Raw genomic sequence first — 20,688 nt, forward strand, 5'->3', positions numbered from 1 at the left:
CCAACCGTGCTGACGATAATACAAAATATGACAGCCCAGCAGGTATCGCGGCGGAAAAATTTGACCCGCTGGCTGGGCTTGATCCGCGCTATACATTTGCGAATTTTGTTGTTGGCAAGCCGAATGAGCTGGCCTTTGCTGTTGCCCGCCGTACTGCTGAAAGCGAGAAAGTCGCGTTTAACCCCTTATTCCTTTATGGGGGGGTTGGGCTTGGCAAAACGCATCTGATGCATGCGATCGCCTGGCATATCCGGGAACAGACGCCATCGCGCAAGGTGATGTATCTATCGGCAGAAAAATTCATGTATCGTTTTGTCCGCGCGCTTCGGTTCCGCGATACGATGTCTTTCAAAGAACAGTTCCGTTCGGTGGATGTGTTGATGATTGACGATGTGCAATTCATCAGCGGTAAGGATTCAACGCAGGAAGAATTTTTCCATACCTTTAACGCATTGGTCGAAGATGGCCGTCAGGTGATTATCTCGGCGGATAAGTCGCCAACCGATCTGGAAGGCATGGAAGAACGCCTACGCAGCCGGCTTGGCTGGGGCATGGTTGCCGATATTCATCCGGCCGATTACGAATTGCGCCTAGGCATCCTGCAAGCCAAGGCCGAACGAGCGCAGATCCAGATTCCGGATAAGGTGCTGGAATTTCTGGCGCATAAGATTGTTAGCAATGTGCGCGAGCTTGAAGGCGCGTTAAACCGGATTATGGCGCATGCAATGCTGGTGGGCCGTGAAATAACCATCGAAAGCACCGCCGATCTGCTGGCTGATCTGCTGCGCGCCAGTAGCCGCCAGATCAGTGTTGATGCAATCCAGAAGCGAGTCGCCGCGCATTATGGCATCAGGGTGTCGGAAATGTTCTCGGCACGGCGCGCACGTAACATTGCTCGCCCACGTCAGGTGGCCATGTATCTGACGAAAAATCTGACCTCATTATCCTATCCGGAAATTGGCCGCCAGTTTGGTGGACGCGACCATACGACGGTTATGCATGCGGTTAAAACCATCGAGACATTGACGCTATCGGATTCGCGTCTGGGCGAAGATGTTGATCTTTTACGATCGCTTTTGTCGAACTAGCCTCTTCCGGCTGACATGACCCCATAACCGTATTTCATATGCGCGCCTGACAGGCCAATTTTGGCTATTTTTGGATGTCATCGCGAATCGCTTAAAACACAATATTTTGGTGTTAGTTTGTTATAATCATGCTATATTTGGCAATGAGAGGGCGTATGGACGATTGACAGTTTATACGCATGTGTCCCCCGCTGGTCGGGCATGGTAGCTCAGGGCTACAGAATGAGAGAAAATAGATGAAACTGGCAATTGATCGTATGAGTCTTCTAAGGCCTTTGGGTCATGTGCAATCCGTTGTTGAGCGTCGTAACACGATACCCATTCTGGCGAATGTTGTATTGCGCGCCGAAGACGGACAACTGTCACTGACAGCGACCGATATGGATATGGATATCACAACCGAGGTTGGCTGTGCGGTGGCAACGGCAGGAACGACAACGATGTCAGCGCATATGCTGTATGACATTGTGCGTAAACTGCCGGATGGATCCGAAGTCGAGCTGTCGATTGGCGATGGTCATGCGATGATCAGCGCTGGCCGTTCAAGTTTCCGGCTGCCAACCTTGCCGGTTGAAGATTTTCCGGCCATTAGCTCGAATGAGCTACCGACTAATTTTGTGCTGACCGCCGCCGATTTCCGCGATCTTGTCGATGCCACCAAATTTGCGATTTCTACCGAGGAAACGCGCTATTATCTGAACGGTATTTATTTGCATAAATCAGATGCTGGCGATCTGTGTGCGGTGGCAACCGACGGGCACCGTCTGGCGATGACCAAACAGACATTGCCAAGTGGCGCGGCGCAGATGCCATCAATCATCTTGCCGCGTAAGGCGGTTGGTGAATTGCGCAAACTACTTGACGATTATGATGGTGATGTAACGATTTCAATGTCGGAAACGCGTGCCGAATTCGCCTTTGGGGCGGTGCGCCTGACCACCAAGCTGATCGATGGCACATTCCCTGATTATAGCCGTGTTATCCCGACGAATAATGATAAAATCATGCAGGTTGATGTGGGGGCTTTTTCAGCCGCGGTTGATCGGGTTTCGACAATCTCGTCGGAAAAATCAAAATCGGTCAAAATCGGCCTTCGTGATGGTGTTATGACGCTATCTGCCAGCAATACGGATGCGTCAAGTGCCACCGAGGAGCTGGAAGTCAGCTATAGCGGTAATGAAATGGAAATTGGCTTCAACGCGCGCTATCTTCTGGATATAGCCGGTCAGGTGAATGGTGAGATGGTCGAGTTTGCCCTTGCCGATCAAGGATCGCCGACGCTTGTTAGAACGCCAGGTGATGATGCCAGCCTATTCGTTTTGATGCCAATGCGCGTGTGAGTGACGTTTGACAGCACTTTCCCACCATTTCAGACAGGCCGCAGATACGGACCATGACCGCAATAGCAAAGCTGTTGGTGACGGTTTCGCACATAGCGCATCGCGGCCGCAATTATGGTTATCGGGCTTGTTGCTGAATAATTTTCGTAATTATGAAACGGTGCGGCTTGAATTCGGGCAAGCACCTGTTGTGCTTGTGGGCGCGAATGGCGCGGGTAAAACCAATTTGATGGAAGCGATTTCATTGCTGTCGCCAGGCAAGGGTATGCGTCGTGCTAAGACAGCGCATCTGGCCCGAATCGGCGCGGTGATGCCGGACTGGTCGGTATCGGCAGGGTTGGAAACTGAAGATGGGGTCATGCAGATCGGCACAGGCGTGCCAGCAGACTCGCAGACTGGTCGCCGGATCATGCGGCGTGAGGGCATGACCGTTTCACAGGCCGATATCGCAACGCAATTGTCAGTATCGTGGCTGACGCCGCAAATGGATGGCGTCTTTATCGATTCACCCGGAACCCGCCGCCGCTTTCTTGACCGGTTGGTGATTGCCTTTGATGCAGCGCATATTGGCCGTACTAACCGCTATGAAAAACTGATGCGCGAACGCACCCTATTGATCAGCGAAGGGCGTGGTGATGCTGGCTGGTTTAATGCGCTTGAAGCCAGCCTTGCCGAAACAGCGATTGCGATCACGGCAGCGCGACGCGCCTTGATACATGATCTGAACGAAGAAGCCCGCCATGGCTGGCATGGGTTTCCGGGTGTGCGACTTGAATTGCAAGGCGATATTGAAAACTGGCTTGATGAGATGCCAGCATTGGCTGTCGAAGACCGCCATATGGCCGCCGCTGCCAAACTGCGGGCGAATGGCACAAGTGCTTTGCCAGGCCCACATGTTAGTGAGGTCAATGCTTATGATGTGGCTGGTGATACCCCTGCCTATCTGGCATCGACTGGACAACAAAAGGCATTGTTGATCGCCGTAGTGTTAGCCCATGCCAGATTACAGGAACGCCGACTTGGTCGCCCTCCCCTAATGTTGCTTGACGATGTGGCGGCGCATCTTGATGCCAAGCGTCGTTCAGCCCTGTTTGAAGCGCTGTTCGATCTTGGCGGACAAAGCTGGTTCAGTGGCAGTGATACCAGCCTTTTTGAAGGGCTTGGTAAGGCCGCCCAATTTATGAAAATACATGATGCAGAACACGAATCTGGCATGACAACAAAAACGCCTAAATGCGAGTGGTTGATATGAGCGAAGACGAAAAAACAAATATCCCAGATCAAGCGGCAGAGGCCGTTGATGGCGATTATGGTGCCGAATCAATAAAGGTTCTGCGGGGGCTGGATGCGGTGCGCAAGCGGCCAGGCATGTATATTGGTGATACTGATGATGGATCAGGGCTTCACCATATGGTCTATGAAGTTGTCGATAACGCGATTGACGAGGCATTGGCAGGTCATTGTGACCTTGTTCAGGTGTTGTTGAATGCTGATGGTTCGGTGAGTGTCACCGATAATGGCCGCGGTATTCCGGTCGATATCCACCATGAAGAAGGCGTGTCGGCAGCCGAAGTGATCATGACGCAGCTTCATGCTGGCGGTAAGTTCGACAATAATTCCTATAAGGTATCAGGCGGGTTGCACGGGGTAGGCGTATCGGTGGTCAACGCCTTGTCCGAATGGCTAAAGCTGACCATTTTCCGGAATGGCCGCAAGCATGAGATGATGTTCAAGATGGGCGAAGCGGATGGCGCGCTAGCCGATACAGGTGATGCAGGTGGCGAGACCGGGACGCATGTAACCTTTTACCCGTCGTTAGAGATTTTCTCGTCGATCGAATTTGATTTCACCATGCTGGAACATCGATTGCGCGAGCTGGCTTTTTTGAATTCGGGCGTCCGCATTAAAATGACCGATAACCGGACAAGCGAAGAAAAAGTGTCCGAGTTTTATTTTGAAGGCGGGCTGGAGGCCTTTGTCGATTGGCTGAACCGGTCACGCAGCGAAATGCATCCCACAATCACAGCGATAAGCCAGCGTGACGATATTACCGTCGAGCTGGCTTTGGCATGGACAGATTCGTTCCATGAAAACACCCTGTGTTTCACCAATAATATTCCACAACGGGATGGTGGTGCGCATCTGGCCGGTTTCCGTGGGGCGATGACGCGCGTGGTCAATAACTACGCGCAATCATCTGGCATTGCTAAAAAGGAAAAGGTTCAGCTTACAGGCGATGATTCACGCGAAGGACTGACCGCCATCGTATCGGTCAAGGTGCCTGATCCAAAATTTTCATCTCAGACCAAAGATAAGCTGGTGTCATCGGAAGTGCGTCCGGTCGTCGAGCAGGCAGTTGCTGATTGTCTGAATCAGTGGTTTGAGGAACATCCAGCCGAAGCCAAGAAGATCGTTTCAAAAGCCTATGAAGCGGCGGCGGCACGTGAAGCGGCGCGTAAAGCACGCGATCTGACCCGCCGCAAAGGCGTTATGGATATTGCCAGCCTGCCTGGCAAATTAGCCGATTGCCAGGAACGTGATCCGGCAAAATCAGAACTTTTTCTGGTCGAGGGTGATTCGGCTGGTGGGTCAGCCAAGCAAGGGCGCGATAGGGCGAATCAGGCAATTCTGCCCCTGCGCGGCAAGATATTGAATGTCGAGCGCGCACGGCTTGATAAGATGCTGTCATCAGCCGAAATTGGCACGCTGATTACCGCGATTGGTGCCGGAGTTGGCAATACCGAAATGCAACTGGATAAAGTGCGCTATCACAAGATTGTCATCATGACCGATGCCGATGTGGATGGGAGTCATATCCGAACATTGTTGCTGACGTTCTTTTTCCGTCATATGCGGCCTTTGATCGATCAGGGTTATCTGTATATCGCCCAGCCGCCTTTATTCCGGGCAAAACGCGGACAGTCGGAAGTCTATCTCAAAGACCAGCGCGAACTAGATATATATCTGATGACAGCCGGATTGAAAGATACAGTTCTGGTTGTCGATGGGGGTAGCCAGATGGCAGGCCCCGATCTGCGCGATGTGACCAATAATGCAGTTACCGCCAGCCGTCTGGTCGAACAGGTAACACGGCAGGTTGGCAATCGTGATGTGGTCGAACAAGCCGCGATAGCCGGACTTATGAAAAGCACGACGCTTGATAGTTCGGAAGCGGCAGCATATCTGGCCACACGGTTGGAGAATGTTGCGGATGAGCTGGAAAAAGGCTGGCAAGGCAGCATCGAGGATACTGTGCATGGCAAGGCGATTGTTGTGCAGCGCCGGTTGCGTGGTATCACTGATAGATATGTCATTGACCGGCGCATCATTGGCCTGCCCGAATCAATACAGCTTGACAGTATGGCCCCGCATCTGCAGCAGATTTACGCCAAATTTGCAACGCTGACAGGAACATCTCAAAGCACCATTATTCACGGCCCAAGTGATCTGGCACAGCTTGTATTCCAGACTGGCCGCAAAGGCGCACAGATTTCGCGTTATAAGGGGCTTGGTGAAATGAATCCCAATCAGCTATGGGAAACAACGCTGGATCCAGATCAGCGGACGTTCCTGCAGGTGGTTATCGAACATGAAGAAGATGCGGATAATGCGTTTTCAACATTGATGGGAGAAGCGGTCGAAGAACGCCGGAACTTTATCCAGACTAATGCGTTGCGTGTTGCCAATCTAGATGTCTAGGGGTGTGCTATCCCGATGAATTGGATAACCGATCAGTATTCGTTATTAGCTTGCTTAGCTGAAGCCGTTACCACCAGCGTGCAAGTTGATATGATTGTCTGGTTATGCGGGTCAAAAGGGTGGGCAGGATGTTGATGCGGCGGTTTTTTGGAAGCACCGAAAGTCGCGCGCTCAACCCGATCGATCCATCAGTGGTGCTGACTATCCGTTGGCTCGCCATTAGTGGCCAGCTTATGGCGCTGATCTTTACCTATTTTGTGCTTGAATTTGATCTGCCGCTGATACCCGCTTTAATCATTATCGGCTTATCAGTATTGATGAATCTGTGGCAAAACCGGCAAGCCAAGGATGATACCGGACTGGTTGAACAGAATCTGCTGGCGCTGATTTTTGATATTCTGCAGCTGGCTGTCTTGCTGTTTCTGACAGGCGGGCTTTTGAATCCGTTTTCGGTGTTGCTGCTGGCACCAGTTGTGGTGTCGGCAACGATGCTACGACGGCGCGCAACATTGGTGCTGATACTGACTGTCGCGGCCAGTGTTAGTGTACTTGCCTTATATAATTATCCGCTACCGTGGGGTCAGGATACGGTTAACCTGCCAGGTTTGTATATTGCTGGTCTGTGGCTGTCACTGATGCTATCGACAATCTTTATTGGTGGCTATGTATGGTGGGTGGCGTCGGCAGCGCGGAGTCTATCCGAAGCGCTATCCGAAGCACAGCTTGCCGTTGCCGAGGAACAACAGGCGGTAGCACTTGGTTCGCTGGCGACCGCCGCCGCGCATAAACTTGGTTCGCCCTTGAACACGATCACCGTGATCAGCCATGAATTAAGCCGTGAAATTACCGAGGATGACCCGATCTATGAAGATATCCAGCTTCTGCGCGCCGAAGCCGAAAGATGCCGGGTTATTCTGGGCTCGCTGGAAGATTACAAATCGCAAAGCAAACCCGATTTTGAAACCGAACTACCAATCAATGTATTGATCGAAGATCTGTTACATGAACGGTTCGATGCTGGCCCTGCCGAGGTGATTGTAACGCATGATGCAGCGTCAATGGATGAGGTGCCGGTGGCCACCCGCCGTGCCGAATTCATCCAGGCTATCGAGGATATTCTGCAAAATGCACATCAGTTCGCCCGCACCCAGATTATCGTGCATATTGAATGGTCATTAGAAGATATCCATATAAGTGTTAATGATGATGGTGATGGTTTTAAACCATCAATATTAAGCCGTGCTGGACAGCCTTGGAATAGCAGTCGTGTCGGGCAAAGCGGGCATCGCGGCCTTGGCATTTTTATCGCGCGTACGTTGATTCAATCGATCGGTGGATCAGTTGCGTTCGGGAATGGTAAAAATGGTGGTGGTGAAGTCAAAGTCAGCCTGCCACGGTCATGCTTCTAGGTGGGCATGTTATTAGGTGGGATGATGTTAAATGCCAGCATGTAGTTTTATCATGCGGCTTTTGGGAAAGGGAACCATGAGGTGACAGATAAATCGCTGTTGATTCTTGATGATGATGCGCCGCTTCGCAACCGGCTTAAGCGCGCAATGGAAGCACGTGGGTTTGATGTGGTTGATGCCGGCACAGTCGCCGAAGGTATCGAACTGGTGCGTGCATCGGTACCCTCCTATGCGATTCTTGATATGAAGCTTGATGATGGATCGGGTCTGACATTGGTGCAGGAATTGCGCAAACGTGATGATAATTGCCGGATCGTCATGCTGACTGGCTTTGGCAATATCGCAACGGCGGTTGCGGCGGTGAAAGCTGGTGCGCTCGATTATCTGCCAAAACCAGCTGATCCAGATCAGATCGAAGCAACCTTAATGCAAACTGGCGATGGCATGCCGCCGCCGCCACAAGATCCGATGAGCGCCGATCGTGTACGCTGGGAACATATCCAGCGCGTTTATGAACAATGCGGGCGGAATGTGTCGGAAACAGCCCGCCGCCTTCGCATGCATCGACGCACATTACAACGCATCTTGAGCAAGCACGCGCCGCGAAGCTAGCCTCGCCTGTATCAGCATAATGCTTTAGGTGATGCTTGAGCTTGTGTGACCGGACGATTCCGCCTATACAAAATTTCAGGCCTGTAGATTGTCTATTATATGCACTGTCACGGCTGATTTCGAAAAGTCGTCGATCACAAATTTAGACTGTCTTTGATATGAAAAAAACAGACTCTGACATTGCAACCAAACTGGTCCGAGGCGGGCTGGTCAGATCCGCAAATCAGGAAACATCCGAAGCGCTTTATATGACGTCGGGGTTCGTTTATGAATCTGCCGAGCAGGCGGCTGCGGCGTTCCGAGAAGAAACCGATAATTTCGTTTATGCCCGCTATGGCAACCCAACCGTTTCCATGTTTGAAGACCGGCTTGCCCTGCTTGAAGGGGCGGAAGCCTGTAAAGCCACCGGTACAGGCATGGCAGCGGTTTTTGCGGTGATGGCCTGCCAGCTGGAAAGTGGTGACCGAATTGTTGCCAGTCGCGCCCTGTTTGGTGCTTGTTATGTGATTTTGACGCAGACCTTGCCCAAATGGGGGATTGACGTTGAACTGATTGATGGCACCGATCCTGAGGCCTGGGCCACAGCCTTGCAGACACCAACAAAGATGGTGTTTTTTGAAAGCCCGTCTAACCCATTGCTTGAGTTGGTTGATGTGGCAGCTGTATCAGAGATGGCACATGCCGCCGGTGCCATGGTTGTGGTTGATAATGTATTTGCCACTGCGCTGCATCAACGCCCGCTTGAATTAGGTGCTGATGCGGTTATCTATTCAGCCACTAAGCATATAGATGGTCAGGGGCGGCTAATGGGCGGTGCGGTTCTGGGCGACCAGGCTTTTATCAAGGATGTGTTTACCCCGTTTTATCGGCAGACAGGTGCAGCGATCAGTGCTTTTAATGCCTGGGTGATGCTGAAATCACTGGAAACGCTGTCGCTTAGGGTCGAAGCGCAATGCGCCAGTGCCGCGCGCATCGCCACGATGCTGGCAGGGCATAAGGCGGTCAAAAATGTGCGCTATCCGGGGCTGTCTTCGCATCCGCAATATGATCTTGCATGTAAGCAGATGTCGGGTTTTGGCAGTATTATTGCTTTTGAAATTGATGGTGATGAAGCGGCGGCCTATCGCGCGCTGAATCAGCTATCGCTGATTGATATTTCCAATAATCTGGGCGATAGCAAATCGCTGGCTTGCCACCCCTATACAACAACGCATTCAAGTCTGAGTATCGAGGAACTGGCGCTATTGGGGATCAGCAGGTCACATATACGGCTATCAATTGGTCTTGAATCGGGTAATGATCTGATAAATGATATCGAACAGGCGCTTAGTATTTTAAGGTAATTATTTTGGAAACTGCCGCTATTTATGCGTTCGGCGCTGCTATCTGTTGGACGCTGGCGGGTTTGTTTGGCCATGCACCAGCCCGTGCGCTTGGCTCGCTTCATTTCAACCGTCTGCGTATGATTGCAGCGGCAGGTATCTTGGCGGTGCTGCTGGTCATCACCGGGCGGGACCTTAGCTTTGATCTAGTGTTTATCTGGCCGTTGATTCTGTCATCGGTGATTGGCATCGTGCTGGGTGACTTTTTTCTATTTCTGACGATGCGCCGGTTAGGCCCGCGCCGGACAAATATCCTATTTACATCAAATGCCCCGATGACAGCGATACTTGGCTGGTTGATTCTTGGTGAGGTGCTGGCGGGACATGACGTGGTGGCTGTGATCATCGCCTTTATTGGAATCTGTCTGGCGATTATCTATGGCAAGCACCGTGATCTGATACATGTTTGGGAAGATGTGACACCGCCTTTATCATTAGGGGTTCTTTTTGGTTTGTTGGCTGCATTGGGACAGGCCATCAGCGCGATTATCATCCGCCCGGTGATGAGCGACGGAATGGACCCAGTCATGGCCAGCCTTATCAGGGTGATGATTGCGGCTTTGTTTTTCTGGGCGACCTATCCGTTTGATAATTCACAGCGCAAAAAACCAATTTTACCGGAGCCTAAAATTCTGGTGAATATCTTTTTTAATGGTTTGTTTGGTCTGGGCGTTGGCATGGCGCTGTTTCTGAAAGCGCTTGAAACCGGACATATTGCTATTGTGGCGATTTTGACAGCTACAACGCCCGTATTGATTCTGCCATTTGTCTGGGCGCGCACCGGCATGATGCCTGCCTGGGGTGCATGGATTGGCGCGGTTTTGGTTGTTGCCTGCGCTAGCTTACTGATATTTTGAGATGAATGACCTCTTAATCTGATGATGGCAGGTGCTTTATGAGCGAACAAAAACGAAATGTGGCGCTACTGATTTTACTAGCGCTGGTGTGGTCTTCATCCTTTTCAGCGATCAAGCTGGCGGTTGTTGAAACGGGCCCGCTGACACTGGTTGGCCTGCGCACGCTGATTGGGTTTTTCGTGGTTTTGCTATTCATACAATTTCAAGCTGATTTTGCGTGGCGTCCCTATCTGCGGCATCTGCCCTATTTATTTATCATGAGCGTGGTCGGGATGAGTTTGCCCTTTTATCTGATTTCGGACGCCGAGCTGGTGTTGGATTCGTCACTGACTGGTTTGCTGATGTCGGTTGGGCCGTTGCTGACAATTATCGGCGCGCATTTCTTTGCCGAGGATGAGCGTGTGACTGTGAGCAAAGTGATTGGCGTTCTAATTGGTCTGTCCGGGGTGGTGATTCTGTTTGGACATGCCGCGATCAATGCTGGTGGGGCGTATATTATCCCACAAATTATGGTTTGCTGTGCGACAGGCTGTTATGTAGCGGCAGCATTGATGGCCCGGCGTTTACCCCAGGTGCCAGCTTTATTTATCGCGCTGGTGATTATGGGTTTTGTGACGATACAGATGTTGCCATTGGCCTTTATATTTGAACAGCCGCTGGCATGGCAGAGTTGGTCATCGGATGCTTGGCTGGCGATTTTATGGCTGGGGGCTTTGCCAACAGGCTTTGCCTTTTTTCTGCGCTATCATCTTATTAAACGTGCTGGTGCGGGTTTTACGTCCTTTATTGGATATCTGATACCGGTCTTTTCAGTGTTTCTGGGTGCGCTTTTGCTAGGTGAAACACTTGGTCTAGACAAATTTGTCGCGCTTGGTCTAATTTTGACAGGTCTGGCAGTGGCACAACGTACAGCGCAGACTTAATCTATTTCGATGTTTTTGAGCAAAATTAACCAATTCGCCCAAAAAAAAGTGGACGAAAAAGCAAAAATCAACGTAACGTATCGCTGTAAAAGGGAAACTACTTAACATGATGTCACGCCTTTGGAAGATTGGAACAAACAAAGCGATGCTAGCAGCGGTTTCGCTTTTGCTTGCCGCATGTCATCATGTCGCCCAGCCACAAGTTACATCAACACCATTGGAAAAAACGCATTTAATGACAGGTGCCACAATGGACAGTGATGTGGATACGGGGCCAGTTCAGCCGCCTAGCCTGGAATTTGAATGGGATACAAGCTATTCAAATTTTATTTCACCGCCAGCCGAGATACGCAAGGCCGCATTGGAATCGTGCAAGGCGCGCGGCTATGACCAAAGTTATATGATTAGTATGGCTTTGAATAAAGGTTTTGCGCGCGGTCTGTTTGGATGCCGTGGCCCTAATTAGGCCACAGGCAATTTATATATATGGTGAATGAATTTTGCCTAGCCAGCATCGGCGTTTAGCTGGGCTTCGGCTATACCAGCCAGTGCGGCGGTTTCATCATTATCAGACGTATCACCTGAAATACCGACTGCGCCAAGTAAGACACCATCTTTATCACGTATCAGCACCCCACCTGGCACCGGCACAAAATTTCCATCGGCAAGACCGTTCATCGCTTGAATAAAATAGGCCTGCTGTTCGGCTCGGTTCATCAGCGCCCTTGTGCCAAGACCAAGCTGAATGGCAGCCGATGCCTTACCCAATGCAATTTTGGCGCGAAGCTGGCTGACACCATCTTCCGACATGCAGGCGACCATTGACGCGCGTGGGTCAAGAACAACAACGCTAAGTGGTTTCAACGACAGTGCACGGCCTTTGGCAAGAGCGGCTTTAGCAATAATCTGGGCTTGGTCAAGCGTGATAGACATTATGGACTCACTATTATAATTGAAAGGAAGCAAAGACATCATAGATAAAGCTGATACCGTAAGGTATGTGGGAATATCTGATGCGTAAATTTGGCATGGTTTGAAAGCGGTGTGCAAGCCCCTTTCTGGATTGCCCATGACCATATATGGCGTCTAGTCACTATCAATTTAAACTAGCCAATCATGTGCAAAAGCCATTAGGGTATAGCGCATTCTTGGGTCGTTTATGGCTTGTTGTCTATCCAGAATGGATTCGATGTGATGAGGGGGGACATGACAACGCAAACAGAAAATGATGATGGTGACGTCATCAGAACATGGGCACTGCAGACGATTATCAATGAACATGATTTCTCTTCTTTTGAGGCCTATTTAGTGGTTGAGGACGAGGTTGAGAATTTTGCGCCATTAGGTTTGAAGCTTAATACGATCGGTCACCGCGCGCACTGGAAATATGACTGTAAAGGCGCGCAAAATTCCCCGAAGCTATTTTGATCAGCTACAAAGTAAGGATATCGTGATGACCGCCTTGTTGAAGAATGTTCAGCTACGGTTAAAGTATCCGAAAAAGCAAAGCAGTGATCTGGGCAAGGAAATCGGAAAAATCCTAAAGCTTGTCGAAGCGCAGGTTAATCGCAATAAGGATGTGTCGACGCGGCTGAGTAGCATTCACCAAAAACTGAATGGTGAAACGATCTTTAGTAACTGATATTGTTCATAGGCTATGATGATAGAAATGATGCGGGCAGATGGAGTGATAATGGCAAACACACAGATAAAGTCAGATATAGAAAATGCCTCAGAAGCCCGCCGTTTTACATGGCGGCATAAAACTAATGCGGCGATGACGCAGGCCTTTGCCGAAGATGGCTATCTGATCATCGATGATTTTGCAAACGCGGCCACCTGTGATGATTTGATGGCGCGTGCGCATAGCCTGATTAATGCGTTTGACATTGATGCCCATCAGGTGGTGTTTTCAGCAAGCGCCCAAAGCCATGCAGCCGATGATTATTTTCGCGCGTCTGCATATAGCATTTCATGCTTTCTTGAAGAAGGCGCGCTTGATGCGGATGGCCAGCTTAACCGAGACAAACATCTTGCGGTGAACAAGATTGGTCATGCGATTCATGATCTGGATCCGGTGTTTTCGACATTCTCGCATGCTGAGAATCTGGCGGATGTCGCGCATTGTGTCGGGATGCAAACGCCCCTGCAATTGCAATCGATGGTAATATGTAAACAGCCCGCTATTGGCGGTGAAGTTTCCAGCCATCAGGATTCAACCTTTATCTATACCGAACCGGAGAGTTGTATTGGTTTCTGGTTTGCGCTGGAAGATGCAACTCTGGAAAATGGCTGTATGTATGCTGCACCTGGCGGACATAAGGCGCCGTTGCGTACCCGCTTTCAGAATGTTGATGGCCATATGCAGATGAACCAGCTGGATGATGCGGATCTGCCCGTAGCCACAGTGCCGCTGATAGCGCCAAAGGGCACATTGATTGTTTTGCATGGTCGCCTGCCACACACATCCCCGCCAAATGTGTCAGCAAAATCACGCTATGCCTATACGATTCATATGATTGAAGCGGCAGCGCATTATGCCGAAGATAACTGGTTGCAGCGTCCCGATCATATGCCATTGAAGGGCTTTTAGATGTCCGATAGGGAAGATGATTTTACCGAACATTTGCTTGACCAATTTGCGTCCTATTTCATTCTTACGATGGTGGCTTTTTATATTGTTAAGGGGCTGCGTGACCATAAGCTTAAAAGTGATGAAGCCTCAACATCCCGCTGACCCTATGAGACCTCTATGATATATCGGCATGTCCGTTATCCCTTAAAATGCAAAAATATTTTGCGCTTATGACGTTGTCTGTTTTGTTGACATAGACAGGTAAAATGCACAAATCATTACATACGGTTAATCTAAGCCACAAATGATTGAGGTATATGAAATGTCGCAAAAGAACCTTGAAACGATTGTCCCGCCTGCACCACCGCATTTTGTTGGTGATGGTTTTCGTGTGCATGGGTTCATTCCAGGTTCGCCGCCCCTTAGCATGGAACGGATGAATCCGTTTTTGATGTTTGATTATAACTCAAAGTTCTATTTCCCGCCGTCCGACACACCGCGTGGTGTGGGGGTGCATCCGCATCGCGGATTTGAAACGGTGACAATCGCCTATAAAGGCAAAGTTGCGCATCATGATAGTAGCGGCGGCGGCGGCGTGATTGGCGAAGGCGATGTGCAATGGATGACGGCCGCGTCTGGTATCCTGCATAAGGAATTTCATGAAGAAAATTTCAGCAAAGAAGGCGGCGATTTCCAGATGGTTCAGCTCTGGGTCAATCTGCCAGCCAAGGATAAAATGTCAGCCCCGAAATATCAGGATATAAAAAATGCCGATATGCCCAAGGTTCGTCTGGATGATGCCGACAATAATGATGGTGATGGAAGTTTTGTCGAGGTGATCGCCGGCAGCTATCAGGATGCCATGGGCGCCGCCAGCACTTTTACCCCGGTCAGCATTTTAAACGCACGGATGCGCAAAGGCGCCAACGCCGCGTTCAGTTTCCCCGCTACACATAATACCGCGCTTCTGGTGGTCGAAGGCCACGTCACGGTCAATGGCGCTGATACGGTGCCAACGGATCATTTTGGCCTATTTGAAAATACCGGTGAAAATTTTACGATAACTGCCGAAGATGACGCGGTTGTGCTGGTGCTAAGTGGTCAGCCTATTGATGAACCGATTGCCGCGCACGGCCCCTTTGTGATGAATAGCCGTGCCGAATTGGTGCAGGCGTTTGAAGATTACAATAATGGAAAATTTGGTTATCTAACCTGATTTTATCGCTTGCATAGACATGTGAATTACTGACACTATTTGTCAGCGATTGCGTCAGGTGAAGATATGCGTTGCGATGCAAATTCATTGATAAATCTGGATCAGTTTCCCATACATAGTAATGGGGCGGCGCGTGACGCGCTGATTGATCAGGTGCACAGCAAGCTGGCTGATGATGGTTGTGTGGTGTTGAAACAATTTCTAACACCTATGGCGGTCAGGCTTATCACCGCAGAGGCCGATTCAGTGGCGCGTTATGCGCATCGATCATTTAATCGCACTAATGCCTATTTCACAATTGATGATCCGGCGCTGGATCCCGATGATCCACGGCGGCGGTTTTTTGATCGTTCAAATGCGTTTATTCCGGCTGATAATTTTGCCAAGGACGGCGCATTGCGGCAAATCCATGATGCGCCGGCGTTTGATCCTTTTATAAAAGCTTGTCTGGGACAGCAGAAGGTTTATCGATATGCCGATCCGCTTGCCGATGTGATTGTGAATATGGCCGAAGAAGGCGAGGGGTTTCCGTGGCATTTTGATACGAATAATTTCACCATCACACTGGCTATACAGAATGCCGATGAAGGTGGCTTGTTTCAATATGCGCCAAATATTCGCCAGTCAGGTGAAAATTTTGATGCGGTGAAACAGGTGCTTGATGGCACCTCGGACAAGGTTGTGTCGCTGGCGCTTGAACCAGGCGATCTGCAAATCTTCAAAGGGCGATATTCGTTACATAGAGTCAGCCCGTTAAAAGGTAAAAGAAAACGCTATGTGGCGATCTTTTCCTATGTTGAAGAGCCTAATATGGTGGGCGCGCCAGAACGCACAAAACAGCTTTATGGCCGTGTTTTGCCAATTCATATGGAACGCGCTGGTCAGCGCGCTGATAACTATATCGATTGAGGTAGCTGAAGCCATGCGCCCCGTAAAAGCAGGATATTCAGCCACCATATTTTTCTATATGCTATAGCATGAGTCATAATCGACAGGCGTTATCACGCTTGGGTTGTTAGATATTGGCATACCTATATGTTGCAAGTGGGTATCTGTAGAAAAAGTAGGTTTCATATGAGCAGAAAACAGATCGTAGGTTCATTAGTTTGGTGTTTAGGTGCGATCGGTGCAACACAACCCGTCGTCGCCGATTCCACGGCGATCATGGTTACCGAATTTGGACAGGCAGATCTGACTGTTCGCATGAAGCCAACAGGCGATGTCGATGAAGTCTGGCTGGTAACCGGCACCTGTCAGATCGCAGAAACCTATCTATCCGTTAAGGTTAAGGACTATGGCTATTCCGACCTGACGGTCAAACTCCAGTCCAAGGGCGATGCCGATAAGCAGATATGTATCAAAAATCCGGAAGATGTGCCCGAATGGATGATGAAAATGCTGTTTTAGGCGTCTGTTTTTTCAAGATGCTTATAGATGTTTTGGCGTGCTCATATTTTAACTATTAGGTGATCTAGTCTCTGAAGTTTTCGAACTGTAAGGGAAGCTCTATGTCGAGCGCTTTTATCATCGTCATGGTCGCTTGCAGATCGTCGCGTTTTTTGCCAGATACCCTGACCTCATCGCCCTGAATCGAGGCCTGTGTTTTCAGCTTTGACTGTTTGATCGCCTTGACGATTTTCTGCGCTATGTCACGCTGAACGCCTTGTTTGACCGTTACCATTTGACGAACCGTATTGCCGCCAGCCTGTTCGGTTTTGCCAAATTCCAACGCCCCTGTATCAACGCCTTTGCGTGTAAGGTGGGTGAGTAGCAATTCTTCAACCTGACGCCGCTTGAGTTCATCATCAGCGATGATCAGGATGCTTTCATCGGGCTTGCTTATTTCAGATTTACTGCCTTTGAAATCATATCTGACCTGCATTTCCTTGATCACCCCTTGTAAGGCGTTATCTACAGATGTCATGTCGGTTTTGCTTACAATATCAAAGCTGGGCATATCGTGCTCCTGTCATGTCTAACCACCAGATGGATTTAGCGCTTTAGTGGCCACCCGATGGCAAAGGGGTAAATTTAAGTCTGCCATATCTGGCGATAAAAAGAGACCCTGTTTTATGCGTTTGATCATTGCAGGTTCAGGTCATGAATACGTCAAACCGGACAGATTTTCCGATGATCTGATGCGAGTAGGGCTTTAACCCTGTAAGCGAATCTGCTTTTGCCGGCCATTTTAGAACCACCCGTTTTGAGGCAGTCGCAAGGGCTGTCTGGATCAGGATAAGCTGGTCTTTATCAGTGCCAACAATATCACGAATGGCGCGCAGATCAGCTTTGACCAAAGCCGATTTCTGCCGTGGTGGGTGCATTGGGTCAACAAGAACGACTTCGGGATTCATCGATGGTAACAGGTCAATCGCATCCCCGTGAATTAAGGTCATCCGGCTGGCTATTTCGGCATGTAGGCCGCCTGCGTTACGTGCGGCGTTCAGGCCATCCTGTAAAAGCGCATGCATCACATCCGATCTTTCGATGAGGCTGACTTGTGATCCTAATGAGGCCAGCAAAAAAGCATCTCTGCCAAGCCCCGCGGTGGCATCAATTATATGCGGTGTTTTACCAGCTTTCATGCCGACGGCTTTGGGCAGATCCTGACCGCGGCCACCACCATATAGCAGACGGTGATTAACCGCCCCGCCGATAAAGTCGCATTTTAATGTAGTGTCCTTTTTCATGATACCCGTGCGATAATATCAGTGTGATGATGCAGTCACGTACTGATCTGGAGAACAATTTTGCCAATATAGTTTTTCGCAGCAAAAGCCTGCTGCGCCTTGTTGATGTCCTGAAGCGGAAATATCTCAGCCACAAGGGGCTTTATCGTACCAGTTTCAATAAGCGTTACCAGATGGGAAAAAACCCCAGAATCAAGGGCGGTACAACCATAAAAGCTGATGTCTTTCAGATAAAGAGTGCGCATATCAAGCGCGACAAGGGGTCCGGCAACGGCACCCGCCACCGCATAGCGGCCATGAAGCCGTAAAATATCCAGCAGATTCGGCCAGCCCGCCCCAGCAACAAGATCAATGACAACATCGACTGCGTTAGCGCCAAGGGTTTCGCGTAGATTGGTGTTTCTGTCTAGCACCAGATCAACACCTAGGTCTTTGATGGCGGTTTGTTTGTCAGCTGATGTGACGGCGTAAACTATGGCTCCGCGCGCCTTGGCTAGTTGCAGCGCGGCGGAACCAACGCCGCCAGAGGCACCAGTAACCAGAACGATGTCGCCTGCTGTGACCTGCGCCCGGGTCAGCATATTTTCTGCGGTTGAATAGGAACAGGGAAACGACGCCAGCTCTGGTGAACTCAGGCTACTGGTAATGGTGTGGGCATGGCGCGATGCCACCACAGTATATTCGGCAAAAGCACCATTGCATTCGGATCCGAAAAACCAAGGCTGATCAAGAATTTTGCCGCCAGCTTCATAAAGGCATGGTTCAACTAGCACGCGGTCGCCAATCCGGTCGGCTGATACGCCTTTGCCAACCGCAACAATTTCACCGCAAGCGTCGATCCCCTGAATAAGCGGAAAATTTAGCGGCGCGCCAGCCCAGCTGGCATCTTCATCGGCGGCATCTGATTTTGAATACCAAGCAAGTCGGGTGTTTATGTCGGTATTATTGACCCCGGCGGCATGTATTTTTATAAGCACGTCGTTTGTTTGCGGTTGAGGCACAGGCAGATTGTCACGATATGCAAGCATGTCTGGCCCGCCATGCCCCAGCAGAACAACGCCTTTCATCAGGTCTGAAATATCTGGCATTTTATCTCTCTATTATGGGTTGGATGACGCTTGAGTTGGTAAATCACGTCAAAGCATCAACCAGGATTGTCAGTTGCTGAGTTTAGATCATTTAGAGAAAATCCCGAATGATAAAAAAGACCAGTGGGATCATCGCCGCGGTCACGATGCCGCTCAACCCCATGGCAACGGCGGCGAATACGCCTGCATCTTTGTCTTTGGCCATCGCGCGTGCAGTGCCAATGCCATGACTTGCCAAGCCAAAGGCAAAACCGCGGGCCGCCATGTCCCTGATCCTGAACAGATCAAGCACGAAGGTGCCAAGCGCCGCGCCAATGATCCCTGTGACGATGGTAATGATGGCGGTCAATGATGGCACCCCACCGATGATTTCGGATATGCCCATGGCAATCGGGGCGGTGACATTCCGGGGTAATAATGATTTTGTCGTTAACGGATCGAGCTGAAGTATCACCGCCATCGCATAGGTGATACCAATGGCAAAAAACGATCCCAGCATTACAGATATGATGATCGCGTTTTTGGAACGCATAACGGTATTCCAGTTGCGATATATCGGAATCGCCAGCGCCACTGTGGCTGGCCCAAGCAGAAAATGTATGAATTTTGCGCCGTCGAAATAGCGCTCATAATCAATATCAAAAGCAATCAGACAGGCGCTAACCAGAATAATGCTGATCGCGACTGGGTTCAAAAGCGGAAATAGCCCAGACGCACGGTAAAGCCAATCGGCCAGCAAATAAGCGCCAATCGTGAGCGTTAACCAGAATAGTGGTTCGGCCTGAAGATAGACCCAGACCTGATATAGTTTTGCGCTCTCACTCATCGGCTTTGGCTTTGCTGGTTTTCAGAAAGATAAAGGCGGTGAAAATCATTGTGCCTGTGGTGCCAATCACGATGATCGCGATGATCTGAAGCCATTGCGCCTCAAGAAGTTGCAGATGCATGATGACGCCAACGCCTATGGGCACGAATAGAAGCGATAGATAAGCTAGTAATTGTTCGGCGCTAGTGATCATCTTTGATCTAAAGTGGGTGACGGCAGGGTTCAAGTTACGGTGTGTCACTAGCAACATGAAAAGCATCAGAACCAACCCTAATACCGGCCCCGGTATGGCCAAATCAAAATATTTTTGAATAGCCTCACCAGCAAGTTGAAAGATGAAAATTGTAAAAATAGCGCCTAGCACTCATCGGCTCCCATGGTTTGGGCGTATCATATCGCAACAACAGATTAATGAACATCATTTGGGGTATATATCCAAAAAGAGTAGCCGCTAGCCACCTAACTCAGTCATGTTATTTCAGCCACGCCATTTCGGCCACGATATTTTGGCCACGTCCAATATCGTGTGCTGATGGCTGGTGTGCTGATATATGGGGCTTGGCGGCAAGTTTATATCAGGCCATATCCCGCGGTAAGATTGAAATCTGGATGATTTCATTACGTGTGCAAAGCCGCATTTTTGGCCCCCATGTGCCGCTTCCAGATGAGACATACAAATTGGAATCGAGCCGTTTGTAAATGCCATAAACAGTCTTAAACTGTAACCTTACAAGAAGGTTGAACGGAAAAATCTGCCCATTATGCGTGTGTCCAGAGAGCATTAAATCGGTGTTATCGGGCGCGCTGTCCCATATGGATGGCTGATGCACCATCAGCAGATTGAATCTTTCGTTACAGACAAGTTTCCGGGCGATTTCGGATTGTATTTTTGGGGTTTGATTATCGCTGATACCAATGATGTTCAGCCGGCCCGATTGCACCGACTGATTGTCGAGAATGGTAATGTTATAATTGACCAGATC

General features: G+C 49.8%; 23 protein-coding genes and 1 pseudogene. 17 read left to right on the plus strand and 7 right to left on the minus strand.

The features are described from left to right. The 10 genes from dnaA to ACTF7Q_RS06200 form a co-directional block, all read left to right on the plus strand. Positions 1 to 1,088, plus strand: a 1,088-nt coding sequence (gene dnaA / locus ACTF7Q_RS06155) for a chromosomal replication initiator protein DnaA (RefSeq protein WP_438996980.1), incomplete at its 5' end; no start/stop codon positions are given. Between the two features lie 236 nt (positions 1,089 to 1,324). After that, a complete protein-coding gene (gene dnaN / locus ACTF7Q_RS06160) occupies positions 1,325 to 2,428 on the plus strand; it encodes a DNA polymerase III subunit beta (RefSeq protein ID WP_438996981.1) in 1,104 nt (367 codons plus the stop codon). 7 nt (positions 2,429 to 2,435) lie between these two features. Then, positions 2,436 to 3,680, plus strand: a complete 1,245-nt coding sequence (gene recF / locus ACTF7Q_RS06165) for a DNA replication/repair protein RecF (RefSeq protein WP_438996982.1) — start codon at positions 2,436 to 2,438, stop codon at positions 3,678 to 3,680. Further along, positions 3,677 to 6,127, plus strand: coding sequence for a DNA topoisomerase (ATP-hydrolyzing) subunit B (gene gyrB, locus ACTF7Q_RS06170; protein ID WP_438996983.1), 2,451 nt, complete (start codon positions 3,677 to 3,679; stop codon positions 6,125 to 6,127). Before recF ends, gyrB begins: the two co-directional genes overlap by 4 nt. Before the next feature lie 134 nt (positions 6,128 to 6,261). Beyond that, the gene (locus ACTF7Q_RS06175; RefSeq protein WP_438996984.1) at positions 6,262 to 7,536 is read left to right on the plus strand and encodes an ActS/PrrB/RegB family redox-sensitive histidine kinase; all 1,275 of its coding nucleotides are present in this window, start codon (positions 6,262 to 6,264) and stop codon (positions 7,534 to 7,536) included. Positions 7,537 to 7,617: 81 nt separating this feature from the next. Next, positions 7,618 to 8,148 carry an ActR/PrrA/RegA family redox response regulator transcription factor gene (locus ACTF7Q_RS06180; RefSeq protein WP_438996985.1) on the plus strand — a complete coding sequence of 177 codons (531 nt, stop codon included), beginning with the start codon at positions 7,618 to 7,620 and terminating at the stop codon, positions 8,146 to 8,148. 158 nt (positions 8,149 to 8,306) lie between these two features. Continuing rightward, complete coding sequence (gene metZ, locus ACTF7Q_RS06185; protein WP_438996986.1) at positions 8,307 to 9,491, plus strand: O-succinylhomoserine sulfhydrylase; 1,185 nt, start codon at positions 8,307 to 8,309, stop codon at positions 9,489 to 9,491. Between the two features lie 5 nt (positions 9,492 to 9,496). Continuing rightward, the gene (locus tag ACTF7Q_RS06190; protein ID WP_438996987.1) at positions 9,497 to 10,387 is read left to right on the plus strand and encodes a DMT family transporter; all 891 of its coding nucleotides are present in this window, start codon (positions 9,497 to 9,499) and stop codon (positions 10,385 to 10,387) included. 38 nt (positions 10,388 to 10,425) lie between these two features. Further along, positions 10,426 to 11,310, plus strand: a complete 885-nt coding sequence (locus ACTF7Q_RS06195; RefSeq protein ID WP_438996988.1) for a DMT family transporter — start codon at positions 10,426 to 10,428, stop codon at positions 11,308 to 11,310. 106 nt (positions 11,311 to 11,416) lie between these two features. Continuing rightward, positions 11,417 to 11,776: a hypothetical protein gene (locus ACTF7Q_RS06200; protein ID WP_438996989.1), complete on the plus strand. Its 360-nt coding sequence runs from the start codon at positions 11,417 to 11,419 to the stop codon at positions 11,774 to 11,776. Positions 11,777 to 11,814: 38 nt separating this feature from the next. Here the strand turns inward: ACTF7Q_RS06200 and ACTF7Q_RS06205 are convergent, their stop codons facing one another. Beyond that, a complete protein-coding gene (locus ACTF7Q_RS06205; protein ID WP_438996990.1) occupies positions 11,815 to 12,243 on the minus strand; it encodes a GlcG/HbpS family heme-binding protein in 429 nt (142 codons plus the stop codon). A gap of 273 nt (positions 12,244 to 12,516) precedes the next feature. On the opposite strand from ACTF7Q_RS06205, the gene ACTF7Q_RS06210 reads away from it, so the two are divergent. The 7 genes from ACTF7Q_RS06210 (at position 12,517) to ACTF7Q_RS06240 (ending at position 16,508) form a co-directional block, all read left to right on the plus strand. Continuing rightward, positions 12,517 to 12,738, plus strand: coding sequence for a hypothetical protein (locus tag ACTF7Q_RS06210; protein WP_438996991.1), 222 nt, complete (start codon positions 12,517 to 12,519; stop codon positions 12,736 to 12,738). 25 nt (positions 12,739 to 12,763) lie between these two features. Continuing rightward, entirely contained in the window at positions 12,764 to 12,952 is a 189-nt protein-coding gene (locus tag ACTF7Q_RS06215) for a hypothetical protein (protein WP_438996992.1), read from the plus strand. 51 nt (positions 12,953 to 13,003) lie between these two features. Continuing rightward, positions 13,004 to 13,903: a phytanoyl-CoA dioxygenase family protein gene (locus tag ACTF7Q_RS06220; protein ID WP_438996993.1), complete on the plus strand. Its 900-nt coding sequence runs from the start codon at positions 13,004 to 13,006 to the stop codon at positions 13,901 to 13,903. After that, complete coding sequence (locus ACTF7Q_RS06225) at positions 13,904 to 14,047, plus strand: hypothetical protein (protein ID WP_438996994.1); 144 nt, start codon at positions 13,904 to 13,906, stop codon at positions 14,045 to 14,047. 160 nt (positions 14,048 to 14,207) lie between these two features. Then, complete coding sequence (locus ACTF7Q_RS06230) at positions 14,208 to 15,101, plus strand: pirin family protein (protein ID WP_438996995.1); 894 nt, start codon at positions 14,208 to 14,210, stop codon at positions 15,099 to 15,101. A 66-nt stretch (positions 15,102 to 15,167) separates the two neighbouring features. Continuing rightward, a complete protein-coding gene (locus ACTF7Q_RS06235; RefSeq protein WP_438996996.1) occupies positions 15,168 to 16,010 on the plus strand; it encodes a HalD/BesD family halogenase in 843 nt (280 codons plus the stop codon). A gap of 165 nt (positions 16,011 to 16,175) precedes the next feature. Next, positions 16,176 to 16,508, plus strand: coding sequence for a hypothetical protein (locus ACTF7Q_RS06240; RefSeq protein WP_438996997.1), 333 nt, complete (start codon positions 16,176 to 16,178; stop codon positions 16,506 to 16,508). Between the two features lie 64 nt (positions 16,509 to 16,572). Here the strand turns inward: ACTF7Q_RS06240 and ACTF7Q_RS06245 are convergent, their stop codons facing one another. From ACTF7Q_RS06245 to ACTF7Q_RS06270, 6 genes and pseudogenes are all read right to left on the minus strand, one after another. After that, a complete protein-coding gene (locus ACTF7Q_RS06245; RefSeq protein WP_438996998.1) occupies positions 16,573 to 17,058 on the minus strand; it encodes a YajQ family cyclic di-GMP-binding protein in 486 nt (161 codons plus the stop codon). A gap of 136 nt (positions 17,059 to 17,194) precedes the next feature. Beyond that, the gene (locus ACTF7Q_RS06250) at positions 17,195 to 17,794 is read right to left on the minus strand and encodes a class I SAM-dependent methyltransferase (RefSeq protein ID WP_438997004.1); all 600 of its coding nucleotides are present in this window, start codon (positions 17,792 to 17,794) and stop codon (positions 17,195 to 17,197) included. Positions 17,795 to 17,826: 32 nt separating this feature from the next. Next, a complete protein-coding gene (locus ACTF7Q_RS06255; RefSeq protein WP_438996999.1) occupies positions 17,827 to 18,879 on the minus strand; it encodes an alcohol dehydrogenase family protein in 1,053 nt (350 codons plus the stop codon). A 91-nt stretch (positions 18,880 to 18,970) separates the two neighbouring features. Then, positions 18,971 to 19,705 carry an LrgB family protein gene (locus ACTF7Q_RS06260; protein ID WP_438997000.1) on the minus strand — a complete coding sequence of 245 codons (735 nt, stop codon included), beginning with the start codon at positions 19,703 to 19,705 and terminating at the stop codon, positions 18,971 to 18,973. Beyond that, positions 19,698 to 20,069 (minus strand): CidA/LrgA family protein, encoded by a 372-nt coding sequence (locus ACTF7Q_RS06265; RefSeq protein ID WP_438997001.1) that lies wholly within the window; start codon positions 20,067 to 20,069, stop codon positions 19,698 to 19,700. Before ACTF7Q_RS06265 ends, ACTF7Q_RS06260 begins: the two co-directional genes overlap by 8 nt. 211 nt (positions 20,070 to 20,280) lie before the next feature. Further along, a pseudogene (locus tag ACTF7Q_RS06270) lies at positions 20,281 to 20,688 on the minus strand (metallophosphoesterase); the annotation flags it as partial.

The sequence above is a fragment of the Puniceispirillum sp. (SeqCode) genome (assembly GCF_965657105.1).
Taxonomy (GTDB): Bacteria; Pseudomonadota; Alphaproteobacteria; order Puniceispirillales; family Puniceispirillaceae; genus Puniceispirillum.

Bases quoted from the DNA above. Each gene is read 5' to 3' on its own strand.
- ACTF7Q_RS06175 (WP_438996984.1), top strand. From the start codon at position 6,262: ATGCGGCGGTTTTTTGGAAGCACCGAAAGTCGCGCGCTCAACCCGATC.
- gyrB (WP_438996983.1), top strand. From the start codon at position 3,677: ATGAGCGAAGACGAAAAAACAAATATCCCAGATCAAGCGGCAGAGGCC.
- dnaN (WP_438996981.1), top strand. From the start codon at position 1,325: ATGAAACTGGCAATTGATCGTATGAGTCTTCTAAGGCCTTTGGGTCAT.
- ACTF7Q_RS06240 (WP_438996997.1), top strand. From the start codon at position 16,176: ATGAGCAGAAAACAGATCGTAGGTTCATTAGTTTGGTGTTTAGGTGCG.
- ACTF7Q_RS06225 (WP_438996994.1), top strand. From the start codon at position 13,904: ATGTCCGATAGGGAAGATGATTTTACCGAACATTTGCTTGACCAATTT.
- ACTF7Q_RS06205 (WP_438996990.1), bottom strand. From the start codon at position 12,243: ATGTCTATCACGCTTGACCAAGCCCAGATTATTGCTAAAGCCGCTCTT.
- ACTF7Q_RS06195 (WP_438996988.1), top strand. From the start codon at position 10,426: ATGAGCGAACAAAAACGAAATGTGGCGCTACTGATTTTACTAGCGCTG.
- ACTF7Q_RS06215 (WP_438996992.1), top strand. From the start codon at position 12,764: ATGACCGCCTTGTTGAAGAATGTTCAGCTACGGTTAAAGTATCCGAAA.
- ACTF7Q_RS06230 (WP_438996995.1), top strand. From the start codon at position 14,208: ATGTCGCAAAAGAACCTTGAAACGATTGTCCCGCCTGCACCACCGCAT.
- ACTF7Q_RS06200 (WP_438996989.1), top strand. From the start codon at position 11,417: ATGATGTCACGCCTTTGGAAGATTGGAACAAACAAAGCGATGCTAGCA.
- ACTF7Q_RS06245 (WP_438996998.1), bottom strand. From the start codon at position 17,058: ATGCCCAGCTTTGATATTGTAAGCAAAACCGACATGACATCTGTAGAT.
- metZ (WP_438996986.1), top strand. From the start codon at position 8,307: ATGAAAAAAACAGACTCTGACATTGCAACCAAACTGGTCCGAGGCGGG.
- ACTF7Q_RS06235 (WP_438996996.1), top strand. From the start codon at position 15,168: ATGCGTTGCGATGCAAATTCATTGATAAATCTGGATCAGTTTCCCATA.
- ACTF7Q_RS06210 (WP_438996991.1), top strand. From the start codon at position 12,517: ATGACAACGCAAACAGAAAATGATGATGGTGACGTCATCAGAACATGG.
- ACTF7Q_RS06255 (WP_438996999.1), bottom strand. From the start codon at position 18,879: ATGCCAGATATTTCAGACCTGATGAAAGGCGTTGTTCTGCTGGGGCAT.
- ACTF7Q_RS06220 (WP_438996993.1), top strand. From the start codon at position 13,004: ATGGCAAACACACAGATAAAGTCAGATATAGAAAATGCCTCAGAAGCC.
- ACTF7Q_RS06260 (WP_438997000.1), bottom strand. From the start codon at position 19,705: ATGAGTGAGAGCGCAAAACTATATCAGGTCTGGGTCTATCTTCAGGCC.